Source organism: Gemmata sp. SH-PL17 (genome assembly GCF_001610855.1).
In the GTDB taxonomy this organism is placed as follows: domain Bacteria; phylum Planctomycetota; class Planctomycetia; order Gemmatales; family Gemmataceae; genus Gemmata; species Gemmata massiliana.
Genome location: NZ_CP011271.1, coordinates 2,344,285 through 2,364,347 on the forward strand (window position 1 = coordinate 2,344,285; position 20,063 = coordinate 2,364,347).

Consider the following 20,063-nt stretch of genomic DNA (forward strand, 5'->3'; position numbering starts at 1 on the left):
TCCATCGCACATAACGTCAGCCGGCCCCGCCGGGATGAAGGCAAGGACAACCTTGTCTTCATCCCGGCGGGGCCGGCTGACTTTTCGTCGTGTTACACCCGCCGTCGGCGGCGTTTCGGCTTCGGCGTCCGGCGCTCTTCGTACAGCCCCGGCTCCTTCGGGTTGTCGCTGACGTACCACGGTATCCCGTCGCGCAGGTACATCTTCCGCTGCTCTTTCTCGTTCAGCGGGCGCGCCCCGACGCGACCGAACACCCCGATCTGGTTGCCGCTCTCGTCCACCGCCCGGTCGCGATCAAGCCCGCGCGCCACGCTCTTGATGTGCCCGCCGTGCGGCAACCGGAACGTCGCCACCAGGCGCGGGGTCGGCTTCGGGCCGAAGCCCTCGTAGCCCGGGGTTTCCGGTGACATCAGTTGCACGATCCGCATCCCGTTCTTCCCGTCCGCGATGTACGCGAACAAGCTGTTGTACGTGATGCCGAGCTTCACATCGTGGGCGTCGTTGATGTGCCCGTTGGCATTGTACGTCAGTTCGACTTTCGGTTCCTCGGCGTTCTGGATGTCGAGGATGACCAGCCCCCGCGGGCCGGCCGCGACGTATGCGTAGGTGCGGGCCAGGTAGATGCTGTGCGCCTCCGGGAGCCGGATGAACGACTTCGGAACCGGCTTGGCCGGGTCGGTGATGTCCAGGACCTTCACGCCCTCCTCGTCGCACACGTAGGCGTAGCGGAACTGCGTCGCGACCATGTGCGGGTGCTTCAGGTGCTTCTCGCCGATGACCGAGGTCACCTTCGGCTTCTTCGGGTCGTCGATGTCGATCACCACGAGGCCCGCGGCGCACGACACGTAGACGTAGTGCCCGTGGACCACCGCGTGCTTCGCGTCGTACAGGAGCCCGTCCGGGTTGAAGCACACTTCCTTCTTCAAGAAGTTGTTCACCGGGTTACCGTCGATGGTGGTCGCGGCGCCGGTCAGGATCAGCCCCTCGTACTTGTCGCAGATGTAGAGGTACCCGAACAGCGGGTGGATCTTCTGTTCCTTGTTCCCCTCCATCTGCGTGCGGGTCGGGTCCACCGGGACCGTTGTCGGGGCCGCGACGTAGGTCGCGTACTTCGTGTCCAGGTAGAACTTCTGGCCGATCGGCGAAACCGGCGCGGTCGCGATGCGCTCGGCGAACGCCTTGTCGTCGATGAACGCGATGTCGAACACGCGGACCCCGCCCTCGCCGCACGCGGCGTACAGGTACTCCCCGCGGTTCTGGACCATCAGCACCTCGGACTTCAGGAACGGGCGCGTTATGCCCTTCGAGATGTCGCGCCCCGGGTGCTCGTGCGCGTTCTTCAGCAGCCCGCCCTTCTCGGCGTGCTTCTTGTAGTTGTCCGGGTAGGCGTAGTAGTGCATGTCGCTCCCGAACACCGCTTGCGGCTCGGTGCTTTCCGTCACCTGCACCGCGAACACGCCCTCTTCACCGGCCGCGACCCAGGCGTACTTGCCGACGAAGTTCATGAACCCGGTGCCCTGCATGAGCAACTGGGCCATCCACGCATTGTTGTCGTTCTTCTTCGAGAGGTGGCAGTCGCTGCACTGCTTGGTCTCGCCGACCCCGCGCCCGCGGACCGTGTGCGGCACGTTCGTGCTGAACGCGATGCCGCCGAAGCCCTCGGCCGAGATCGTCGGCTGTTGCACGTAGATCCCCTCGCGGTTCCCGTTGTGCGAACCCACGTGGATCGCGCAACTGGACCGGGCCGGGTTGATCTTGTTGCCGGTCACGTCGCCGTCGCGGGCGAGCATGTACGTACAGTCCCGCAGCGTCTGGAAGTTGTACGCGGTGTAGTTCCGCTGTACGCCCCCGTCCGCGTGGAGCGTCGGCATCTTCAGGTTGGCCCGCTGCGGCAGGTGGCACCCGAAGCAACTCGGGTTCCACGCCGAGTGACAGGTCATGCAGCTCATGTTGTCGTTGGAGTGGGCACAGCTCCCGTCGCCGGGCAGATCCCCCCACACCATCTTGCCGCTGGTCTTATCGACGCGAACCGTCTTCGCGAGCGCGGCCTTCTCGTTGTACCGGGCGTGGCCCTTCGTGATGGTGTCCTTCGTTTGCACCAGCTCCCACTGCAACCCCTTCTCGACACTGGAGTTCTGGAAGTAGCGCTTGGTACCGTCCGGGGCCTCGCGGATCTCGAACCGCGGCACACCGAACGGCGTCTTCATGGCGAGCAGGTTCCGCCCCTTACCGTCGGGCGCGGAAGTGTAGCTCGCCGGGCCGGAAGTCTTGAGCGTCGCGTAGGCGCCCGCGGTGCCGTGGCAGTCGACGCACTGGATCTCGATCGCGGCCCGTACTTCCATATGAAGCCGGTTGTTGCCGTGCATGTCCTGCGAGAAGTGGCAGTCCACGCAGTGCATCCCCTTCTCCATGTGGATGTCCATCAGGTGAACGGGTTTCCCGGCGCGGCACGAATCGTTGAGCTTGGTTTCGGCCTCGCGTGCGGCCTGGGCGCCGGTCTTCGGGTCCGGGAACTTCGAGTCCTGGTGGAACTTGCGGGCCTGATTCGGCCAGTCCACCCCGGCGGCCATCTTCTCCGCGGTGGGCGGGCCGACGAACCCGCCCGCGTGGTCGATGTAGTTCCCCTTCTTGTCCTTCTTGAACACCGCGCGGAACGCCCACCCGTGACTGTGGAAGTCCGCGAAGTGGTTCTTCGACAGGTGCGGGTTCAGGTCCGTGAGGTTCGCGGTGAACTGCGGATCGGACAGGTGCCCGCGCGCCGCGGACTCGTTCGGGTTCCGCAGCATCGAGCGCACCAGTTCTTCGGGCGTCGGGTCCTTCTGCTTCGACGGGTACATGTGCTTCCCGTCCGACTCCTCGTCGTACCACATGTACCCGATGTAACTGTTCATGACCGTGGTGCCGGGGTGGATGTGACACACCATGCACTGACTGGTCGGGATCGAGTTGGTGAACTTGTGCTCGATCGGGTGCCCGGGCTCGTTCTTGGGAATGGTCGGGTCGTCGCTGAAACTGGTACCGCGGTTGCCGAATTTCGCGAACGGTCCCGAATGAATCGGGGAGCGGTCGTTCGCGTAGGCCACGTGGCACGCCGAGCACCCGCTGCTGCGGTAGTCGCCCGGGTTGTCGTTGGTGCCCAGGAAGTTCAGCGTCGGGTCGAAGAGGCGCGTCTTGTTCGCGCTCACGAGCACGGGGTCGGTCCGGTTACTCGTGCCCAACCCGCGGAGGCTGAGCCGGACGCGCGTGCGCCCCGGTTCGTCTTTCGTCTCGGGGATGCCGATTTCGGGTAGGAACCGACCGCCCGGCTCGAAGATCCGGAGCACGTTACCGGGCTGGCTCATCTCGAACCGCGGGAGCGGCACGAGTTGGGCAACGACCCCGCGCTTTTCTTCTTCCGGTGTGGGCGGCGGGTACGTCTTGAGCATCAGCGGTGCCCCGCTCATGCCGTAGGCTTCGCCGATGATCGCGCGCTTCACCGGGAGCGTGCCGTTGTTGTAGGCCGCGGCCCCGAGCAACATGCAGCCCGTGTTCATGATCTGCTTGCGGTTCGTTTGCACCTCTTTGGGGTGACACCCGCTGGTCCCGCAACTGATGTGCGCGATTCGGAAGTCGCCCGGGTTGACGAACCGGACGAACGCGGGCGACTCGTTGTTCAACAGCGTGTACGAGCGGACCGGGTTCGCGGCACTGAGCCAGAACTGCGGCATCTTCGGCAGGACGTGCGCCTTGTTCTTATCGATCGACGAGGCGTCCCCGCCGTGACAGTCGGTGCAGCCGATGCGGAGCGTGTCCTTGCCGTGCGGGTCGCCGACCCCCTTGTGGCACGCCATGCACCCGGCCGACTTCGCATACGCCTCCTCGTGCGTCTGCTTCATCAGCTCGACGTTGGCGAGTTCCGGTGGCATCGGGAACGGGTCCGCCGGGTCCGTGGACCACTCGGGGTTCTTCGGGTCGCGCGTGCCGTCGCCGGCCGCCGGCAGGATCGGGGATTTGGGCGCTCCGGGCGCGGCCGGCTGTTGAGCGTAGACGACCGCGCAGAGCGCGAGCACGCACGCGAGCGGCAGGAACAGCACGAGCGCCCGAACCACTGTGTGCCGGGCGCGCCGGTGCGGGCAACGCCCCGGAGCCGATGTATCGACCGCGTCCATGCGGCACTCCCCCCCCGATAATCCGCGGATAGCGCAGAGAACCGGCGGCTATACCGCCCACACGCACGCTGTCAAGAGTATCTGAACGAAAAACGTGCCCGATTCTCGATAAACTCCTCGACAAAGTGCCGGCTCGGGCGCCCCGCGCACTACACTGTTGAAATCGCGCTCACGATGCCGCCCCACGCACCCGCCCGCGGGCCTCCAATTTCCGGCCCCAGCGCCCGAGCGCGCAGAAAACTCGGAACACGTGCCTCTCACCCAGCGGGTTCGTCAAGTACGATAAAAGGGTGCGACTGATGGGCGCGCGCCCGGAGGGGCGCGCGTGAGGAGCTTGCAGACGATGGCAGAGCTTGAAGCGATCACCGACATTCAGGCCGACCCGAAAAAATCGGCGGTCATGGCCCGGCAGTACGGGCGTCGGTTCCCGCTCACCCCGAACAAGGCGATGAACCTCGGCCGGGACGAGGGGAAGATGGACATCGCCGTCCCCGAGGACGACCAGATCTCGCGGTTCCAGGCGGTCGTCACCTGGGAGCCGGCCAAAGAGAAGCTGACCGTTCAAACCCGCCCGACCAGCCCCGGGTACCCGAACCCGCCCGCGAACCAGACGCTGGTCTTCGACGAGCGCGCGAAGAAGCTGGTGGAGGCGCCACAGGGCAAGTGCCTCGTCGGGCGCGGCGAGTCGTTCTGGATCGGGCAGACGCGCTTCACCCTACACAACGACGAAGAGTCCCAGCACGAAAGCCCCGTGGACGCGACCATCGCGCCGCGCCAGGAAGAGAAGACCCGCGCGCAGCTCGAAGAGATCCCGTTCGCGAACCCGGCCGCCGCGCTCCGGGCGATGGAGAACCTGCCCAACACCATTCGCGCCATCACCACCGAACAGGCCCTGTTCCGCCAGATGCTCCGCGTGGTCATGGACGCGATGCCCCGGGCCGATGCGTGCGCCATCGTCCGCGTCCCGCCCGACTGTCCGCCCAGCGAGAAGCGCCTCAACCTCGTGGAGTACAACGTCCGCCCCAACACGCCGCACTCGCAGGGCGGGTTCGCGCCCTCGAAGCGGCTCGCCCACCGCGCGATCATGGAGCGCCGGCGGAGCTGCCTCCACTGCTGGTCCCCCGATCCGACCGGGGCCGGGGGCGCTACCGAACTGACGATGGCCGATACGCACGTTCACGGCGTGACCCCGTGGGCCGTGTGTACCCCGTTCCAGGACGGCTCGCGCTACGCGCTCTACGTCGCCGGGCAGACCAGCGGGCAGTGGGATCTGCTCGACAAGGCCTCCCAGGACAAGATCGTCAGCGACCTGACCCAGTACCAGAAGATCGCCGAACTGCTGGTCGGGATGATCGAAACCACGCTGCGCGTGAGCCGGCTCACCGAGCAGAACAAGGTCATCCGGCGCGCGTGGCCGCAGAGCCTCTGGAAGTACCTCGACGACCCGGCCGAACTGGAGCGCATGCTGGTTCCCGAGGAGAAGGAAATCACCACGCTGTTCTGCGACTTGCGGAACTACTCGCTGTTCGCCTCGCAGCACGCCAGCGAGTTGCTCGCCTCGCAGCGGGAGATCGGCAACGCACTGAACACAATGGCCTCGACCATCACCGACCGGGACGGGGTGGTGGGCGGGTTCCGCGGCGACGCGGTGCTCGGGTTCTGGGGCTGGCCCAAGCCCCAAGCGCGGCAGGTCGAACTGGCCGCGCGCGCGGCCATTTCCATCGCCGGGCGCCTCGGCGACTGGACCCGGTCCGGGCGCTGCGGCGTGGGGATCACCCACGGGACCGCGGTGGCCGGGCGCTTGGGCGCGCACGACCTCGCGGTGGTGGACCTGTACGGCCCCGTCGTGAACCTGACGTTCCGCCTGGAGGCAATGACGAAGGCGTTTGGCGTGCCCATTATCGTTTCGGGCGAGGTCTCCAAGCAGGTCGCCGAAGCCGACCCGACGGGCCGCGAGATGCGCACGCGGGTGCTGGGTAAAGTGCGCGCGAAGGGGTTCCCCGACCCCGTGTGGGCCTACGAACTGTACTCGGCCCAAACACCCAGCGTCCCGGACTGGCTCCAAGAAGAATGGACCGCGACGGTCGAGTTGTTCACCCAAGGCAAATGGGCCGAGTGCTACGAAGAACTCACCACCCGGTTCACGGACGACACGGTGGGCAAGTGCCTGATCCGCGTCATGGACGCGACCAAGCGCAAGCCCCGGCCAACTGGGACGGCTCCTTCGCTCCCCCGGCCCCGTCGGGATCGGAGTAACTTCGCCCCTGGGACCGCGGGCATCTTGCCCGCACTTCACTGCCCACGTCGGAAGAGTGGGCAAAATACCCGCGGTACAGGTAAAGTGTTCGTCCACGGGTCCGAAGATCTCTATTGATTCCCGTTCGACTCCCCGGTATGGGCCGCGCAAATTGTTCAACGCGGGCTGGTTTCTGGGGGGAGTTCGGCCATGCGATACGTGCGTTCGTGGGCGGGAATCGGCGCGTTATTAATGTTCGCGGGGGGCGCCACCGCCCAACCGGGCACCTTACCGGGAATCGGCGCGAGCGGTACTTCGATGCCCCTCGCACCCATAGTGCCGCCCGGCACCCCACCGACGGCTTCTCCAGCGCCCTCGACCGGCCAGCCCGTTCGCTCGCTCTCCGCGCTGTCGGACGACTCTCTGCCAGTGAAAGACCTCACCCCGGCCGGCTTCGGCGATCTCCTTCCGCCACCGGATAAGCACGGCGGGCACGGCGAGATTCCGGGATCTCTCACACCAATGGTGCCGCAACACGGCGGGTTCTACACAACAGGCGAGTTCCTGTTGATGCGCCCCCGGAACTCGGACATGGACTTCGTGATCCGCAACAGTAGCGGTGGGTTGGGGACCGTGGGGCCGATCGATTCACTTAACTACCAACTCGGTAGCGGGTTACGGGCCGAAATCGGCTACCTGTACGACGGCGGGAAGTGGGAAACGGCGTTCGCGTACACGTACCTCACGGCCGGCGCCGATAGCACCATCTTCTCGACACCGAATGTGTCGCTACTCCCGACCCTCACGCGCCCCGGGCTGACCGATCGCGCTCTCACCGCGTCGGGCACCGCGGACCTCGACTACCAACTGTTCGACCTGCTCGCGGGCCGGCGGTTCGTGATCCAAGACAACTTCGCGGTGCGAGCCATTGCCGGGTTCCGGTTCTCCGACATCCGGCAAACACTGAATGCGTTCTACGACGGCGCTGATGCGAACCAGGCCGCGGTGCGAACCCGGTCGCGGTTCCAGGGCTTCGGGCCGCTCATCGGCGCGGAAGCGACCCTGGCCGGTCCGAAGGGGTTCCACCTCTACACACGGGCGACCGGGGGATTCCTGAGCGGGCGCAGCACGAATTTGGTGATCGAAACCAACGATAGCGGCGCCACGACTTACGTGAACAGCCGGTACGACGTGCGCAAGGAAGTGCCGTTCGGCAGTCTGGCGGTCGGGGCCGGCTGGCAGTACCGCACCATCTCCATCCGCGCCGGCTACGAGGTGACCCACTGGCAGGGCATCTTCGAGCGCCCGCGGTTCGTGGACGACGTGTCACAGGGCAAGGTCATCACCCGTCCCTCGAACCTGTCACTCGAAGGGCTGTTCATCCAGGCGTCCGTGGTGTATTGATCCACGAACAATGTGAACTTCGTGCGAGCCGGGGGACCTCCCCGGCTCATTGCATTTCCGGCATGGGGCGAACGGTCGGCTTACGCCGCCGGTGAGAATGCAGACTTTGTAGACAGGGCGAACAGCCCGAGTCATCTCGGTCGTTCGCCCACCACGTTGCCCTGAACGTCCTTTTCATCTCGTGACTTTGCGAGCGTGCCTCTTGATCTCGTTGATCCTGTAAATTCTGTCAAAATTCGTCACCATCTTCAGCATTTGTTCACAGGCACGGTTCCCGCCCAACAAACACAAAAGCCCCCATTCATTTCGATGAATGGGGGCCGCATTTGATGAATATCAATTCCTAACAAACTCAACTCGCTTACCCCGGATTCTCTGGTGAGAGATCGATGCGGAACAACGGGTGCCCCGCGTGTCGGCCGTCGAACTCCAGAGTGAGGATGTACGAACCGGGGCGGAACATGTGGGGTGGCAGGGACGGGTTCAAGTGCGGGAGTGGACGGCCGATGTACACACGGTACCGGGACCGCAGCACCGGCGCTCCCGCTGAAAGATCGACCGGATCAATATCGCCGGCCGAGTGCGCCATCAGGTGCTGCTCTACGAACAATCGCGGTTGCCCAACACAGACGGCACCGATCACAACTTCTGGCGGGAGTTTTGGGAGGGGCTTGGCACCGTCTTCGGATTCTGATTGCTCCGATCCCATCACCGACGCCGCACCCTGGCCAGTAACACCTTCGTAGGCAATCCACCCCGTGAACGCGAGAACGACCACACCGAGGAGCAGAATTGGGTGAACGTGGGAGAGTTTTGCGGTGAACATGGACACGTCTCAGTTTCACGAAAGCAAATCAAACATAGAACACACCCGAAGCGCATCGCGCGCTCGGTACATTTGCCGGTTCAAAAAAACTGGTCGGAGTTACCGCAAGTCCCGTACCTGACTTACAAGACGGCTCGCGGTCGTGCGGCGTGACGAGCAGTGGCGAATTCCTTCCGTCGTACCTAAAAGACGAGAGACCGGGGGGCGACCTAACACCGCGCCCGAATCGGGATGAAAATTCTGTAATCTGCCTGTTGGTCGAACTATGCACACATTGATCTGCGCAGCACACGTTACGAGAGAACTGCTCGAAGGCCGAAATGCGTTCTAAGCTGTGGCATGACTTCTCGTAATGTTCTCTCACTCGGCGTTCTGGCGCTCGTCGGAGTTCTGCTCGCGGGACAAGTTCGGCAGTTACTCGCCGACCCGACCGTGTGGCCGCCGGACGATTTCGTCGAATACTGGGCGGCCGCAAAATTGGCGCTAAACGGTCAGAACCCGTTCGATGAGTCGCTATTACTCCCGCTCCAACAACACGCCGGGCGCGACACGTCCGAAGCGATCATGATGTGGAACCCGCCGTGGTCGCTCCCCGTGGTGCTGCCGCTCGGCTTGTTGTCGGCACGCGAAGCCCAACTCCTGTGGCTGCTCATACACCTTGTTGTGACGGGTTTCTGTGCGGACCGAGCGTGGCTGCTACTCGGCGGCGCGCGCGAACGGCGGTGGATCGGCTGGACGGTCGCGTTCACGTTCTTACCGACCGTGTTCGCGCTCTCCATCGGTCAAATCAGCATGTTCCTCGTGCTCGGCGCGGTGCTGTTCCTCGAATGCGAGCGCCGGGCAGTTCGGAACCGTTCGTGGGAATATTGCGCGGGCGCGGCAACCGTACTCGTGGCGATCAAACCGCACCTCGCGTACCTGTTGTGGGCCGGTATCGCGGTGGACGCGCTCGTTCGCGGGCGGTGGCGCGTGCTCGTAGGTGGAGCCGTAACGGGATTGGCTTGTGCTCTCATTCCGTTGGCGTTTAACCCCGACGTGTGGCACCAGTATGCGGACGCGATGGGCAACCGCCCGCCGGCGCAGTGGCTCTCACCCACGCTCGGCTCGGTACTGCGAATGGCGTTCGGCGAGCGCCTTTTCCGGCTTCAGTTCGTCTCGGTCGGCATTGGGGTGATCTGGTTCGTATGGTATCGGTGGACCAAACGAAACACTTGGAACTGGACCGAACAGCTCCCGCTGCTGTTACTCGTATCATTCACCACTGCGCCGTATGGCGCGTGGCCGTTTGACATGGTACTGTTGCTGCCGGCGGTGTTCGCGATGGTGATCGGAAAACGGTCCGAACGGGGAATCGGTTCCCCCGCGATCCTCGCTGGGCTTCTCGCAGTGAATTTGGGCTGCCTCGTGATTAATCTGCTCCAGCTCGGGTCGTTCTGGTTTTTGTGGGTATCGCCCGCCATTCTGCTCCTGTACACGATGCACACGTTCCGCGCCTCTGAGTCCGAAATCGGTCGCGCGCCTCGAACCGCCGCGGTGACGGCATGAAGTTCCCGCGCTGGTTCGGACCGGGGGCGATCGCGTTCCTTCTGGTCTGGCTGATGCTGCTCGGGGTCGGGCGCTCAGCGTTCTTCCGCGACCCCGGCACGTTCTGGCACACCACGACAGGCGAACTCGTTCTCAAAGACGGGTTCATCCGCGCGGACCCGTACACGTTCACGTTCGGCGGTCAGTGGTGGGTGCCGTACCAGTGGCTCGGCGAAGTGGGAATGGCCCTGGCCCATAGGGTAGGTGGGTTCGATACGCAGTTACTCGGTGCGGTCACACTGATTGCCGCCGTGTTCGCGTGGCTCACGGTTCGGTTACAGCGCACCGGGTTACACCCGATTCTCGTGTACGGCACGGTCGCGCTAGCCCTAGCCGCGGCCGGCTCGCACTTCCACGTTCGCCCTCACCTGTTCACGCTCGCGTGTATGACGGTGGTCGCGGTCGTACTGGCCGAAACAGATGTCGCCCGACCACGCCTCAAGCGATTGTTCTGGCTCATCCCACTGTGCGCGATTTGGACGAACGTCCACGGCGGCGTACTGGGGGGAATCGGCACGCTTTGTATCGCGTTCGCGGGTTGGGTGGTCTTCTGGAAACTGAAGCGCCCGTCCCCGGTACGGTCCTGGCGCGACGTCAGGCTACTCGCGCTCGTCGCGAGCGGCTGCGGGCTGAGCGTGCTCGCGAGCCCCTACGGGATCGACATGGTCCGGACGTGGCACGTCATCATGGACGCGCCCGAATTGCGCGAGATTATCTCCGAGCACCGGCCACTCGATGTAACCGCACCGTATGCGTGGCCCGTGGTAGCGCTGGCGGTGGTTTATCTGTTTGTGCTATACGGCGTGAAGCGCAGTGCGATTCGGGTGTCGTGGTTGCTCCCACTCGTGTGGCTAGCACTCGCATTCAGTCGGTGTCGGCACGTATCGCTCTTCGCGGTCGTAACAGTCGTAACCATCACCGCGATGTGGAAACATACGCGCTGGGCACTGTGGCTCGCGGCCTACCGCCCGGACCTGTACCAGCCCGGCAGTGCCGAAACACGCCCGGGGTGGGCACACGTGTGGCTGCCGGTCGCCGTGGTGCTGCTCGCACTCACGTTACAGACCACGCGCACACCGGTCCCACTCATTGGCTCGGGATGGGCAACACACGACCCGGCAGCGTGGCCGGTCGACTTGTTGGATGTGCTCAAAGAACATGAACCGAAACCGGGTGAACCGAATCACTTATTCAACGGCGAATACATTGATGGCGGATTCGTGATCTATCACGCCCCGGGATACAAAGTGTTCGTTGATGATCGCTGTGAACTAATGACCGGCCCGTGGCTCGTGAAGTTCGTTCACAAATCAGAAACCCCGGGCAGTGCGATTGACGATTGGCAGAAAGAATACGGGCAATTTGATTTCGCACTCACGCGCACCGGCACCCCGTTCGACGAATGGTTCGCCGAGTCCCCCGTATGGCAGGTCGTAAAAGTCACGCCGACCGCTACGCTCTACAAGCGCCGCGCACCCTGATCGCGCCGCAACCGCTCTTTTACGCCCCTTCGCGCGGTGGTAGGCTGGTTCCCGCTGTTCACTTCACACCGGGAACGCGGCGAGGGGCACGAATTTGAACCACTTGCGCCAACAACACGGCTCGGCGCGCGTGCGCCCGTTCACTCAGCGCCCCGGCAACACCGCGCTCCCGCCCGCGCTGCGTTTACGCGCGGAGCCTGCCGAACCGATCGCACACGACCCGCACGCACGCGACGGGAAGCTCGCCCGACTCGAAGCCGCTCTCATGATCGCCGATGAGCCCCTCCCCGCACGCAAACTTGCGGATGTGGCCGGCCTCGCGGACGCGGTCGAGGCCCGAGCACTCGTCGCACGCCTGCAAGCCCTCAACGATGCGGACGGGTCCGCGTTTCAGGTCGAAGAGATCGCGGGCGGTTATCAACTGCTCACGCGCACGCAGTATCACACGTGGTTGGCGCGACTCAAGCGCACGGGACACGAACTGCGCCTCACCCCAGCGGCCCTCGAAACGCTGGCCGTCGTCGCTTACAAGCAACCCATCATGCGCGCAGAAGTCGAAAAAGTGCGAGGAGTTGCGTGCGGAGAAGTGGTCCGCCAGTTGATGGAAAAGGGGCTGGTCCGCGTCGCGGGTCGGCACGATTCTTTGGGGCGCCCGCAGGTGTACGGCACAACCAAGAAATTCCTCCAGGCTTTCGGTCTGAACTCACTCAAAGACCTGCCCGAAGTTGAATCTCTCCGACTCGGTGAGCGACCGGCTTAGTCCGTTGATAAATAAGCTAATCACCATTGTAAACAAAAATCGACACTCCCGACCATTGGCTCATATACTAGCGGCATGAACCGTCGCCAATTCATCGCCACGTCGTCGCTCGCCGGGCTATCTGCGTTCAGCGGGTGCTCGGGACCGGACTACGACTTTGAACTGCTGAATGTGTCATACGACCCCACACGCGAACTCTACCGCCGGATGAACCGCCTGTTCGCGGAACATTATCACGCGCTCACCGGGAAGCGGGTTCGTGTGCGGCAGTCACACGGTGGCTCCGGCAGCCAGGCGCGGTCGGTGATCGACGGAATCCCGGCCGATGTGGTCACGCTCGCGATGTGGGCCGACGTCGATAACATTCGATCCAAGAAATTGATCGCGAACGGTTGGGAAGAGCGCCTGCCGGACCGCTCACTGCCGTATCACTCGACCATCGTGTTCGTGGTGCGGAAGGGTAACCCGTTCGGAGTCAAGGACTGGAAGGATCTGCTCCAGCCGAACCTGAAGGTCATCACCGCGAACCCGAAAACTGGAGGCGGCGCCAAGCTGAATTTACTCGGCGCGTGGATCGCGATACGCGCCGCGGGGGGATCGGCAAAGGATGCGCGGGATTTCATCACCGAAATGTACCGGCGCGTCCCGGTGCTCGATACGGGCGCACGCGGGGCCACGGTCACGTTCGCCCGCAAGAACATCGGCGACGTTCACCTGACCTGGGAAAACGAGGCGTGGCTGGAGAAGCGCGAACTCAAGGACGCGGTGGAGATCGTGTACCCGAAAGTGAGCGTCCGCGCCGAGCCACACGTGGCCCTGGTGGACGCGAACGCGGACCGCAAGGGTACCCGCCTCGCGGCCGAAGAGTACCTCAAGTTCCTGTACACGCCCACCGCCCAAGAGTTGATCGCTGAAACGTTCTTCCGCCCCGGGCACCCGGAGGTCGCGAAGAAGAACGAGAGCCGGTTCCCCCCGATCAAACTGTACCGCGCGACCGACCCAATAATGGAACTGGGCGATTGGACCAAGATCCAAACCGACTTCTTCTCCGAGGGCGGGATCTTCGATCAAATCTATCAGTCCGGCCGTTGACGGCCGTTCATGATGCGAATTCGCGTCGTTGTTGAGCTGGCGCCCGTAGTATTGATTTCGCATAGACATCCGACTACGGCGCCACGAGCTAAAGATACACATCCTCAACAGCACGCAGGCGAGCCCCTCACCTCAACACGGCACGTCCAAATCACAATCTGTAAAAAAGCTTCACATCTGTCTTCACATCGCGCATACTAAACACTAAATCAAAATTATTGAGATGTACGCATCTCAAACACTACACATTTTTACCGGAGCACCGACTGTGGCGAAGGCTAAACAGGAAGGGAAAATCACGCAGAAGGCAATGGTCCAAGCCGCACTCGACGAAAAGGGTTGGAAGGTCGGTCCGCAGGAGTTACAGGAGTTCATCAAAGAGCAATACGACACCGAACTCGCGACCAACATCATCTCGAACTACAAGTCGGTCATCAAGCGCGAAAAGGGCGGCGGGGCCAAAACCGGCGGGCGCAAGGGCGGGGCACAGTTCTCGGACCTCCAGGCCGTTCAAAGCCTGGTGAACCGACTCGGCGCCGATCAGGTCAAGAAGCTCGTGGACGTCGCCGAGATGTTCGCGTAAAACACTCGCCTTGTCGGTAACGCGGCCGTTGGTAATGATGGCCCCGTTCTGGGTGAGTGGTGGAATGGCAGACACAGGGGACTTAAACAGAAATTGAGCCACGGGAGGGGAAACCGCCCGTGGGATGCTGTCAAATTCGGTGAAGCCCCTGCCCCGGCGAGGTAACACCGAGCTAAGTTTGTTCTTCACACGTGTCGCGCCCCATTGGTACGCGAAGAACAAGAAAGTGTAGAGACTAGACGGCAGCGACCTACGGCGGGCGCCCACGGTCAAGGTATAGTCCAGACCACAAACCCAAACGGGGCGGCGAAAGCCGAAGTGGTACGAAAATCCCCCGTTCCGTGAGGAACATGCGGGTTCGAGTCCCGCCTCACCCACTGAAACTAGATATTTCGGGAAGTTGCAACGGCGGGATCATCCCGCCGTTTGTGTTTATAGGCCACCCAATGCGATTCTCGCATCAATCAAACAAATCTAATTTCAATTACAATCCGTAGCTAATACGAACTACCGCGTCATAGTTCGGCGCCATATCCAAACGATCCCCGCTGCCGCGGCAACGTGGACGGCCACACCGAACAGGTCGATGACAAAGTGTTTGTACATCCCGTAGGGGTCGGCATCCGGACCGTGCAACCGAAAGTACGAGACGCGGATCACGGTTAATGCGATCGCCGTCAGTATGGCCATTGTTCCGAACAGAAAAGCGGCGTAGGTGCCGTATCGACGAGATCGCCAGTACCGGGGGATCAAAACGAGGTGATTGACATCAACAGCAACGGCGAATGCCACAACAAGCGAAGCCGTTACGATAACCGCCAGTTCCGTTGTGAGGTGGAAATCGCGCGTCGTCACGTACCAGAATAACCCAACGATCACCCACACCAAGTACCGCCAAGTGGTTCGCTGCGGCTCTCGTTCCGTGCCCATTTCGTTTCGCCTTCCGTTGCGAGAGACCTACGGTCCCCGGAACACGTCCGGAACCGGCCCGTTCCGAGGGCCTCTCCCGCTATTTCGCGAAATCGGCTTGCGGCTTTCAAATTCGATAAAATATTGAAGACTGTCTGGCGAATGGCAAAGACGGGCACGCGACTCGGGAAACAAACACAACGAGGTGCGAGATGAGTGAGGTCATTTCCGGGATGACCGGGGCGCAACTAATTGGGCTCGTGTCCGTGGTGGGCGGACTCATCTGCACAACGGTGGTCGTCGTGACCGGGATCGCTATCCCGTTCCTCACCACGGCCCGACGAACCGAGGCACTCAGTCAGTTGAAGCGCGATCTCATTGCCAACGGGTATTCGGCCGACGATATCGAGCGCATCGTCAAAGCCGATCCTCAATCACAATCCGTCGTTTCTCAGCGATAAGTGCAAGTACCGCGGCCCATCTTAATGGAGGCGATCGCGCGCAGAAGTACCCTTCACTCAACAACGGTACCCGGTTCCACCCAAGGGCGTGGAACCGGGTACCGTTGTTGAGCGAGCTAACGTTACTTCTTAAACGCCGCGTTGTTGCGGTCCCCGCGCGACAGCACATACGCCATCAGGTCCAACACTTCGTCTTCCTTGAACGTGTCCATCAGGCCGGTCGGCATCATCGACACCTTCGACGGGCGCATGCTCTCGATCGCCTTGCGGTCCACAGTGACCGCCGAGCCGGGATCGAGCATGTTGGTGTTCACCATCACGTTATCGGCGTTCAGGTTCACGATGCGCCCCGCGATAACGCGGTCGTCGGTGGTACGGATCTCGACCGCTGCGTACTGGTCACTGACCTCCTTGCTGGGGTCGAGGATGGACTCCAGCAGGTCGCGCGGGCTGAACCGCCCGGCAACGCCGGTCAGGTCCGGGGCGTTGCTCCCGCCCTCGCCGTCGAACCGGTGGCACGCGAAGCACTTCCCGGCCGCAAACAGTTTGCGCCCACGGTCGTAGTCGCGCCCCGACTTCAGCCCTTTATCGAGCGCGTCCGTGAGGTCGGTCAGCTTGTACGCCTTCACGAACGGCCGCGCCGGTTCGGGCGGCAGCTTCACGGTGGCCGGGTCCGCGTTGATGAGATCCTTGAGGGCGGTCTTCTCGCTCGGCGTGAGCGTGACAATCGCGTCGTCGCGAATCAGCTTCAGGAACTTACCGAAGCTGCTCCCGCCCTTGTACGCGGCGGCCTTCACGAACCACTCGAAGTATCCCGTGCGCAGTTCCGGGGTCCAACCGGTGTTGAGCATCCGCAGCGCGCGAGCGTATTCGATCTGTTCTTCCTGCGTGGGAGCGTCCTTCAGCAACTTCATCCCGATCGACGCGGCCTTCTCGTCTTGCAGGTAGACGAACACCTGGAGCAATTCGCCGTTCACGAACCGGTTCTTGTCCGGGAACGCGGGCGCGTACTTCGCGAGCCACGCCTTCCGCTCGTCCGCGGTCGGCGGGCCGAAGCGATTGAAGAGGACGTGGTACACGCGGACGACGTCGAGCTTCTGTTCGTCCGTGAGTTTCGCGAAATCGAACCGTGCTAGGGCTTCGAGCACCTTCGCGCGCACCGCCGGGTCGGGCTTCGGGGTTCCCGGTTTCAGGTGGAACGGGCACGAAGCCGACACTCGCACCAGCGCGAGCAGTGCTTGCGTCGCGACGGCGGGGTTCTGTGCGTTGAGGGCGAGTTGCTGCCAGTCGCCCTTCGGGTGCAGTTCGAGCGCCGTGCGCCCCTGCATGCGCCCGACCCGGTCGGCCCCCTCCATCATTTCAAAGATCTTCTTGAACTCCGGCTGCTTCGCCTCACCCGCCGCGGCAATGTTCTTGCGCAACTGGTGCTGCTTGCCCGCTTCGCCCCCGATCGGTTGCGGCTGACTCGGTTCCGTCGACTCGGCCCCCACATACGTCACGCGGTAGAGGCCACTCTTGGTCTTCCGGCCCCCGATGGTGAAGTACATCGCGCCGTCCACCGGGTTGATGATGATATCGGTGAGCGGGAGCGGCGTGCCGGTCACGAACTCTTCGAGTTCGGCCTTGTAGGTGCTGCCGTTTGGGGTGAGGTGCGTCGCGTAGAGCTTGCCGTAACTCCAGTCGCAGATGAAGAAAGCGTCCTGGTACTTGGCGGGGAACTTCGCACCGTACCCGAAGCACACGCCGGTCGGCGACCCGGGGCCGACGTTCACCACGGGCGCGACCGTGTCCGGGTAGAACACGGGGTACTTGCCCGCACCGTTGCGCCAGCCGAACTCGCTGCCGGGTGGAACGAAGCACACGCGCGTCGGACGGTACCACGGCGTGTTGAAGTCCCACTCCATGTCGGCGTCATAGGTGAACAGGTCACCGGCCTTGTTGTAGGCCGCGTCGTACTGATTGCGGAACCCGACGCTGAACAGCTCCCAGTTCTTACCGTCCGGCGACACGTTGTACATCGCGCCGCCCGGCCCCATCGTGCCCTTCATGAAGCCGTTGCCGTCCGGGACGCGCGGGAGCAGGTGGTCCTCGCCCCACACAGGTGCAACCTTCGTGGCGTTGAACTTCGTGAGCTTGGTTTGGTTCCCGCACACGACCGTGAGCCGCTTGCCGTCCGGGTTCATCAACACCGCGTGCGGGCCGTGCTCCGCTCCACCGCCCTCAAGAGCGCGGAGCAGCTCCACTGTATCGAGTACGTCGTTCTTCTTGGACGAGGTGACGCGGTACAGCCCGCTCTTATTCGACGCATTCACCACGACGTAAAGCGCGTCGAACGCCCACAACAACCCCTGTGCCGAGCCGATCGCCGCGGGGATCTTCTCGATGGCTGGGGCGCCCTTCGCGCCGGGCGGGGCGACCGTGACGCGGTACAGCGCGCCGTACTGGTCCGAGACAATGAGCCGCCCCTTCGCATCAGCGCACATGCTGACCCACGAACCCATCGTTTTTGTCGGATCCTGGGATTGAGGAACGGAGAAAATCAGTTCAACTTTGAACCCCTTGGCGACCTTCATGGTCGCGGGGTCGGTGGCGGGCGGGTCGACGGGCTTCTTGGCCGGCTGCGCGGTACTCACGGGACTGAGTGCGAACAGCACGGCGGACAGCGCGAGTCCGGTCGCGCAGTGACGGAAGCGAGTCATGAGGGGAGATCTCCGGCGGGAAAGTTCGAGGTGAGTATACCCGACCGGAACAGAAATGGTATTCGATCGTAGCTCTCATACTTTTGGGGCACCGGCATGAGACCGGCGCCCCAAATCAGCGACCAAACACACGGTCAAACGGTCACAGTCCCGCCCCGAACTCGTCGTCGTCACTGACCGGCGGGAGCGGCTTCGGCGCGGGCTTCGGTTCCGCGCGGCGCGCCGGTTTCGCGGGCGGCGGCGTGTCTTTTGCGGCGGGCGGTTCCTTTGCGGGCGCCTTGGCCGCAGGTCGCGCGGGCTCCTTGGCTGCGGGCTTTACGGCCGGCTCCTTGGCTTTCGCCACGGGCTTCGCCGGCGCCTTGACCACCGGCTCTTTTACTGCCGCGGGCTTGGCCGGAGTGCGAGCCGCGGGTTTCGCGGGCGCGGCCGGCTTCACGGGCGCCGGCTTCGCTTCCACTTTCTTCGGCCCGTAGCTCGGGATCTCGTCGAGCGGTTCGTCATCGAGCGCGTCGAAATCGTCCACGAGTTCGCGGCCGAGCGGCCGGTCGTCGTCCCGCTCCTCGCGCCGGTCCACGGGCTTCGGCGGGGCAACGGGTTTCACCGGCGCGACCGGCCTCGGCGGGGCGACGGATTTCACCGGCGCGACCGGGAGCGTTACCACGCGCTTCTCGAGTGGTGGGGCTGGAGGCGCGACCGCACGCTTCTCCACAGGCGCGACCGCCACTGGCACCGGGGGCGCGACCGGCTTCTGCAGCTCTACAACTCTCCGCACCTCATTGTTGGGACGCACCACGGGTGGTTCGACCGCGCGCCGCTGATCGTTTCCGTTGCGCGGGGGGAGTTCGAGCACCTTGCGCGGCTCACCGCCGTTCCGGGGCGGGAGCGCCATCGCACGCGGGACCGGTGGGACCGCGCCGGCCTTCAGCTCCAGCCCGAACCGCGCCACGACGTACATGCCGCTGGTCCGGTGCTTGTCCAGTTCGAGCAGCCCCTCGCGCTGGGCGTCTTCGAGCAGTTCGCTGAACGTGCGGTAGCCGTAATAATCTTCGTTGAACGACGGCTTCTTCCGCTTGATCGTGTCCTTCAGCATCGACGAATAAATGACTTCTTTGTTCTCGCGCCGCAGTGCGAGGAGCGAATCGAGGAGAATCGCAAACACCTTCCGCTTCTTCTCCGGGATCTGCTCGTTCACCGCGATCGGGATGATCGGCGCGCGGTCCAGGTCTTCGTAGTAGATGAACTCGTCGCAGTTGTCGCGCAGGAGGTCGGACGTCGCGTCCGACAGCCCCAGCCCGATGACGTGCTTGCCGAGTTCCTTCAGCTTGGACACGAGCGGCGAAAAGTCGCTGTCGCCGGAAACGATCACGAACGTGTCGATGTGGTCCTTGGAGTACGCGAGGTCGATCGCGTCCACGACGAGCCGGATGTCGGCGGAGTTCTTGCCCGTCACGCCGCGGCGCGGGATCTCGATCAGCTCGATGGCGGCCTCGTGCAGCCCGCCGGTGTACATCCCGAACCGGCTCCAGTCGGCATACGCCTTTTTGCAGACGATCTTGCCCTTCTCGACCAGCCGTTCGAGCACCTTGGTGATCTCGAACCGGTCGCGGCGGTTGTTGAAGCCCAGGCCCATGTTCTCGAAATCGATGAACACGGCCAGCGACCGTTCGCCGTCGCCCGCGCGGTGTGCTTTCATCCCATTCCTGCCGTTCCGGTTGCGAGTTCGTCCCTTCCTCCAGACGCCGCTATTGTGCGAAACCTTCGCGGGCGGGGGAAGCCCAGACCGAAATGAGAAGAAAAGACCCGCGCCCGCCCCCCTTCCCAACCCAACCCCAAACGGAGAAAGGAGAAAATCCGAACCCCTTCGCCGCTCCTTTTTGTTA

The 20,063-nt window shown here is 63.4% G+C and carries 13 protein-coding genes; 8 read left to right on the forward strand and 5 right to left on the reverse strand.

The genetic code is table 11. From position 1 onward, the window contains the following. Positions 1–92 precede the first annotated feature (92 nt). Positions 93–4,148, reverse strand: coding sequence for a hypothetical protein (locus VT84_RS09825; RefSeq protein ID WP_082839404.1), 4,056 nt, complete (start codon positions 4,146–4,148; stop codon positions 93–95). A 343-nt stretch (positions 4,149–4,491) separates the two neighbouring features. On the opposite strand from VT84_RS09825, the gene VT84_RS09830 reads away from it, so the two are divergent. After that, a complete protein-coding gene (locus tag VT84_RS09830) occupies positions 4,492–6,522 on the forward strand; it encodes an adenylate/guanylate cyclase domain-containing protein (protein ID WP_082839405.1) in 2,031 nt (676 codons plus the stop codon). A gap of 72 nt (positions 6,523–6,594) precedes the next feature. Beyond that, entirely contained in the window at positions 6,595–7,788 is a 1,194-nt protein-coding gene (locus VT84_RS09835; protein WP_052559967.1) for an Lpg1974 family pore-forming outer membrane protein, read from the forward strand. Between the two features lie 361 nt (positions 7,789–8,149). Here the strand turns inward: VT84_RS09835 and VT84_RS09840 are convergent, their stop codons facing one another. Then, on the reverse strand, positions 8,150–8,614 hold the full coding sequence (locus tag VT84_RS09840; protein WP_082839406.1) for a hypothetical protein: 465 nt from the start codon (positions 8,612–8,614) through the stop codon (positions 8,150–8,152). Positions 8,615–8,953: 339 nt separating this feature from the next. Here VT84_RS09840 and VT84_RS09845 point away from each other — a divergent pair, with 339 nt between their 5' ends. The 5 genes from VT84_RS09845 (at position 8,954) to VT84_RS09865 (ending at position 14,114) form a co-directional block, all read left to right on the forward strand. Then, a complete protein-coding gene (locus VT84_RS09845) occupies positions 8,954–10,159 on the forward strand; it encodes a glycosyltransferase family 87 protein (RefSeq protein WP_052559964.1) in 1,206 nt (401 codons plus the stop codon). Further along, positions 10,156–11,679: a hypothetical protein gene (locus tag VT84_RS09850; RefSeq protein ID WP_082839407.1), complete on the forward strand. Its 1,524-nt coding sequence runs from the start codon at positions 10,156–10,158 to the stop codon at positions 11,677–11,679. Before VT84_RS09845 ends, VT84_RS09850 begins: the two co-directional genes overlap by 4 nt. Positions 11,680–11,773: 94 nt before the next feature. Then, the gene (gene scpB, locus VT84_RS09855; RefSeq protein WP_082839408.1) at positions 11,774–12,439 is read left to right on the forward strand and encodes an SMC-Scp complex subunit ScpB; all 666 of its coding nucleotides are present in this window, start codon (positions 11,774–11,776) and stop codon (positions 12,437–12,439) included. Positions 12,440–12,514: 75 nt separating this feature from the next. Next, positions 12,515–13,531, forward strand: coding sequence for a sulfate ABC transporter substrate-binding protein (locus VT84_RS09860; protein ID WP_052559954.1), 1,017 nt, complete (start codon positions 12,515–12,517; stop codon positions 13,529–13,531). Positions 13,532–13,799: 268 nt separating this feature from the next. After that, a complete protein-coding gene (locus VT84_RS09865) occupies positions 13,800–14,114 on the forward strand; it encodes a hypothetical protein (protein WP_052559952.1) in 315 nt (104 codons plus the stop codon). Between the two features lie 507 nt (positions 14,115–14,621). On the opposite strand, the gene VT84_RS09870 is transcribed toward VT84_RS09865, so the two are convergent. Next, the gene (locus tag VT84_RS09870) at positions 14,622–15,044 is read right to left on the reverse strand and encodes a hypothetical protein (RefSeq protein WP_082839409.1); all 423 of its coding nucleotides are present in this window, start codon (positions 15,042–15,044) and stop codon (positions 14,622–14,624) included. A gap of 191 nt (positions 15,045–15,235) precedes the next feature. Here VT84_RS09870 and VT84_RS09875 point away from each other — a divergent pair, with 191 nt between their 5' ends. Beyond that, positions 15,236–15,484: a hypothetical protein gene (locus VT84_RS09875; RefSeq protein ID WP_052559948.1), complete on the forward strand. Its 249-nt coding sequence runs from the start codon at positions 15,236–15,238 to the stop codon at positions 15,482–15,484. 122 nt (positions 15,485–15,606) lie between these two features. On the opposite strand, the gene VT84_RS09880 is transcribed toward VT84_RS09875, so the two are convergent. Next, entirely contained in the window at positions 15,607–18,183 is a 2,577-nt protein-coding gene (locus tag VT84_RS09880) for a c-type cytochrome (protein ID WP_082839410.1), read from the reverse strand. 142 nt (positions 18,184–18,325) lie between these two features. Then, entirely contained in the window at positions 18,326–19,876 is a 1,551-nt protein-coding gene (locus VT84_RS41945; RefSeq protein ID WP_082839411.1) for an NYN domain-containing protein, read from the reverse strand. Positions 19,877–20,063 lie beyond the last annotated feature (187 nt).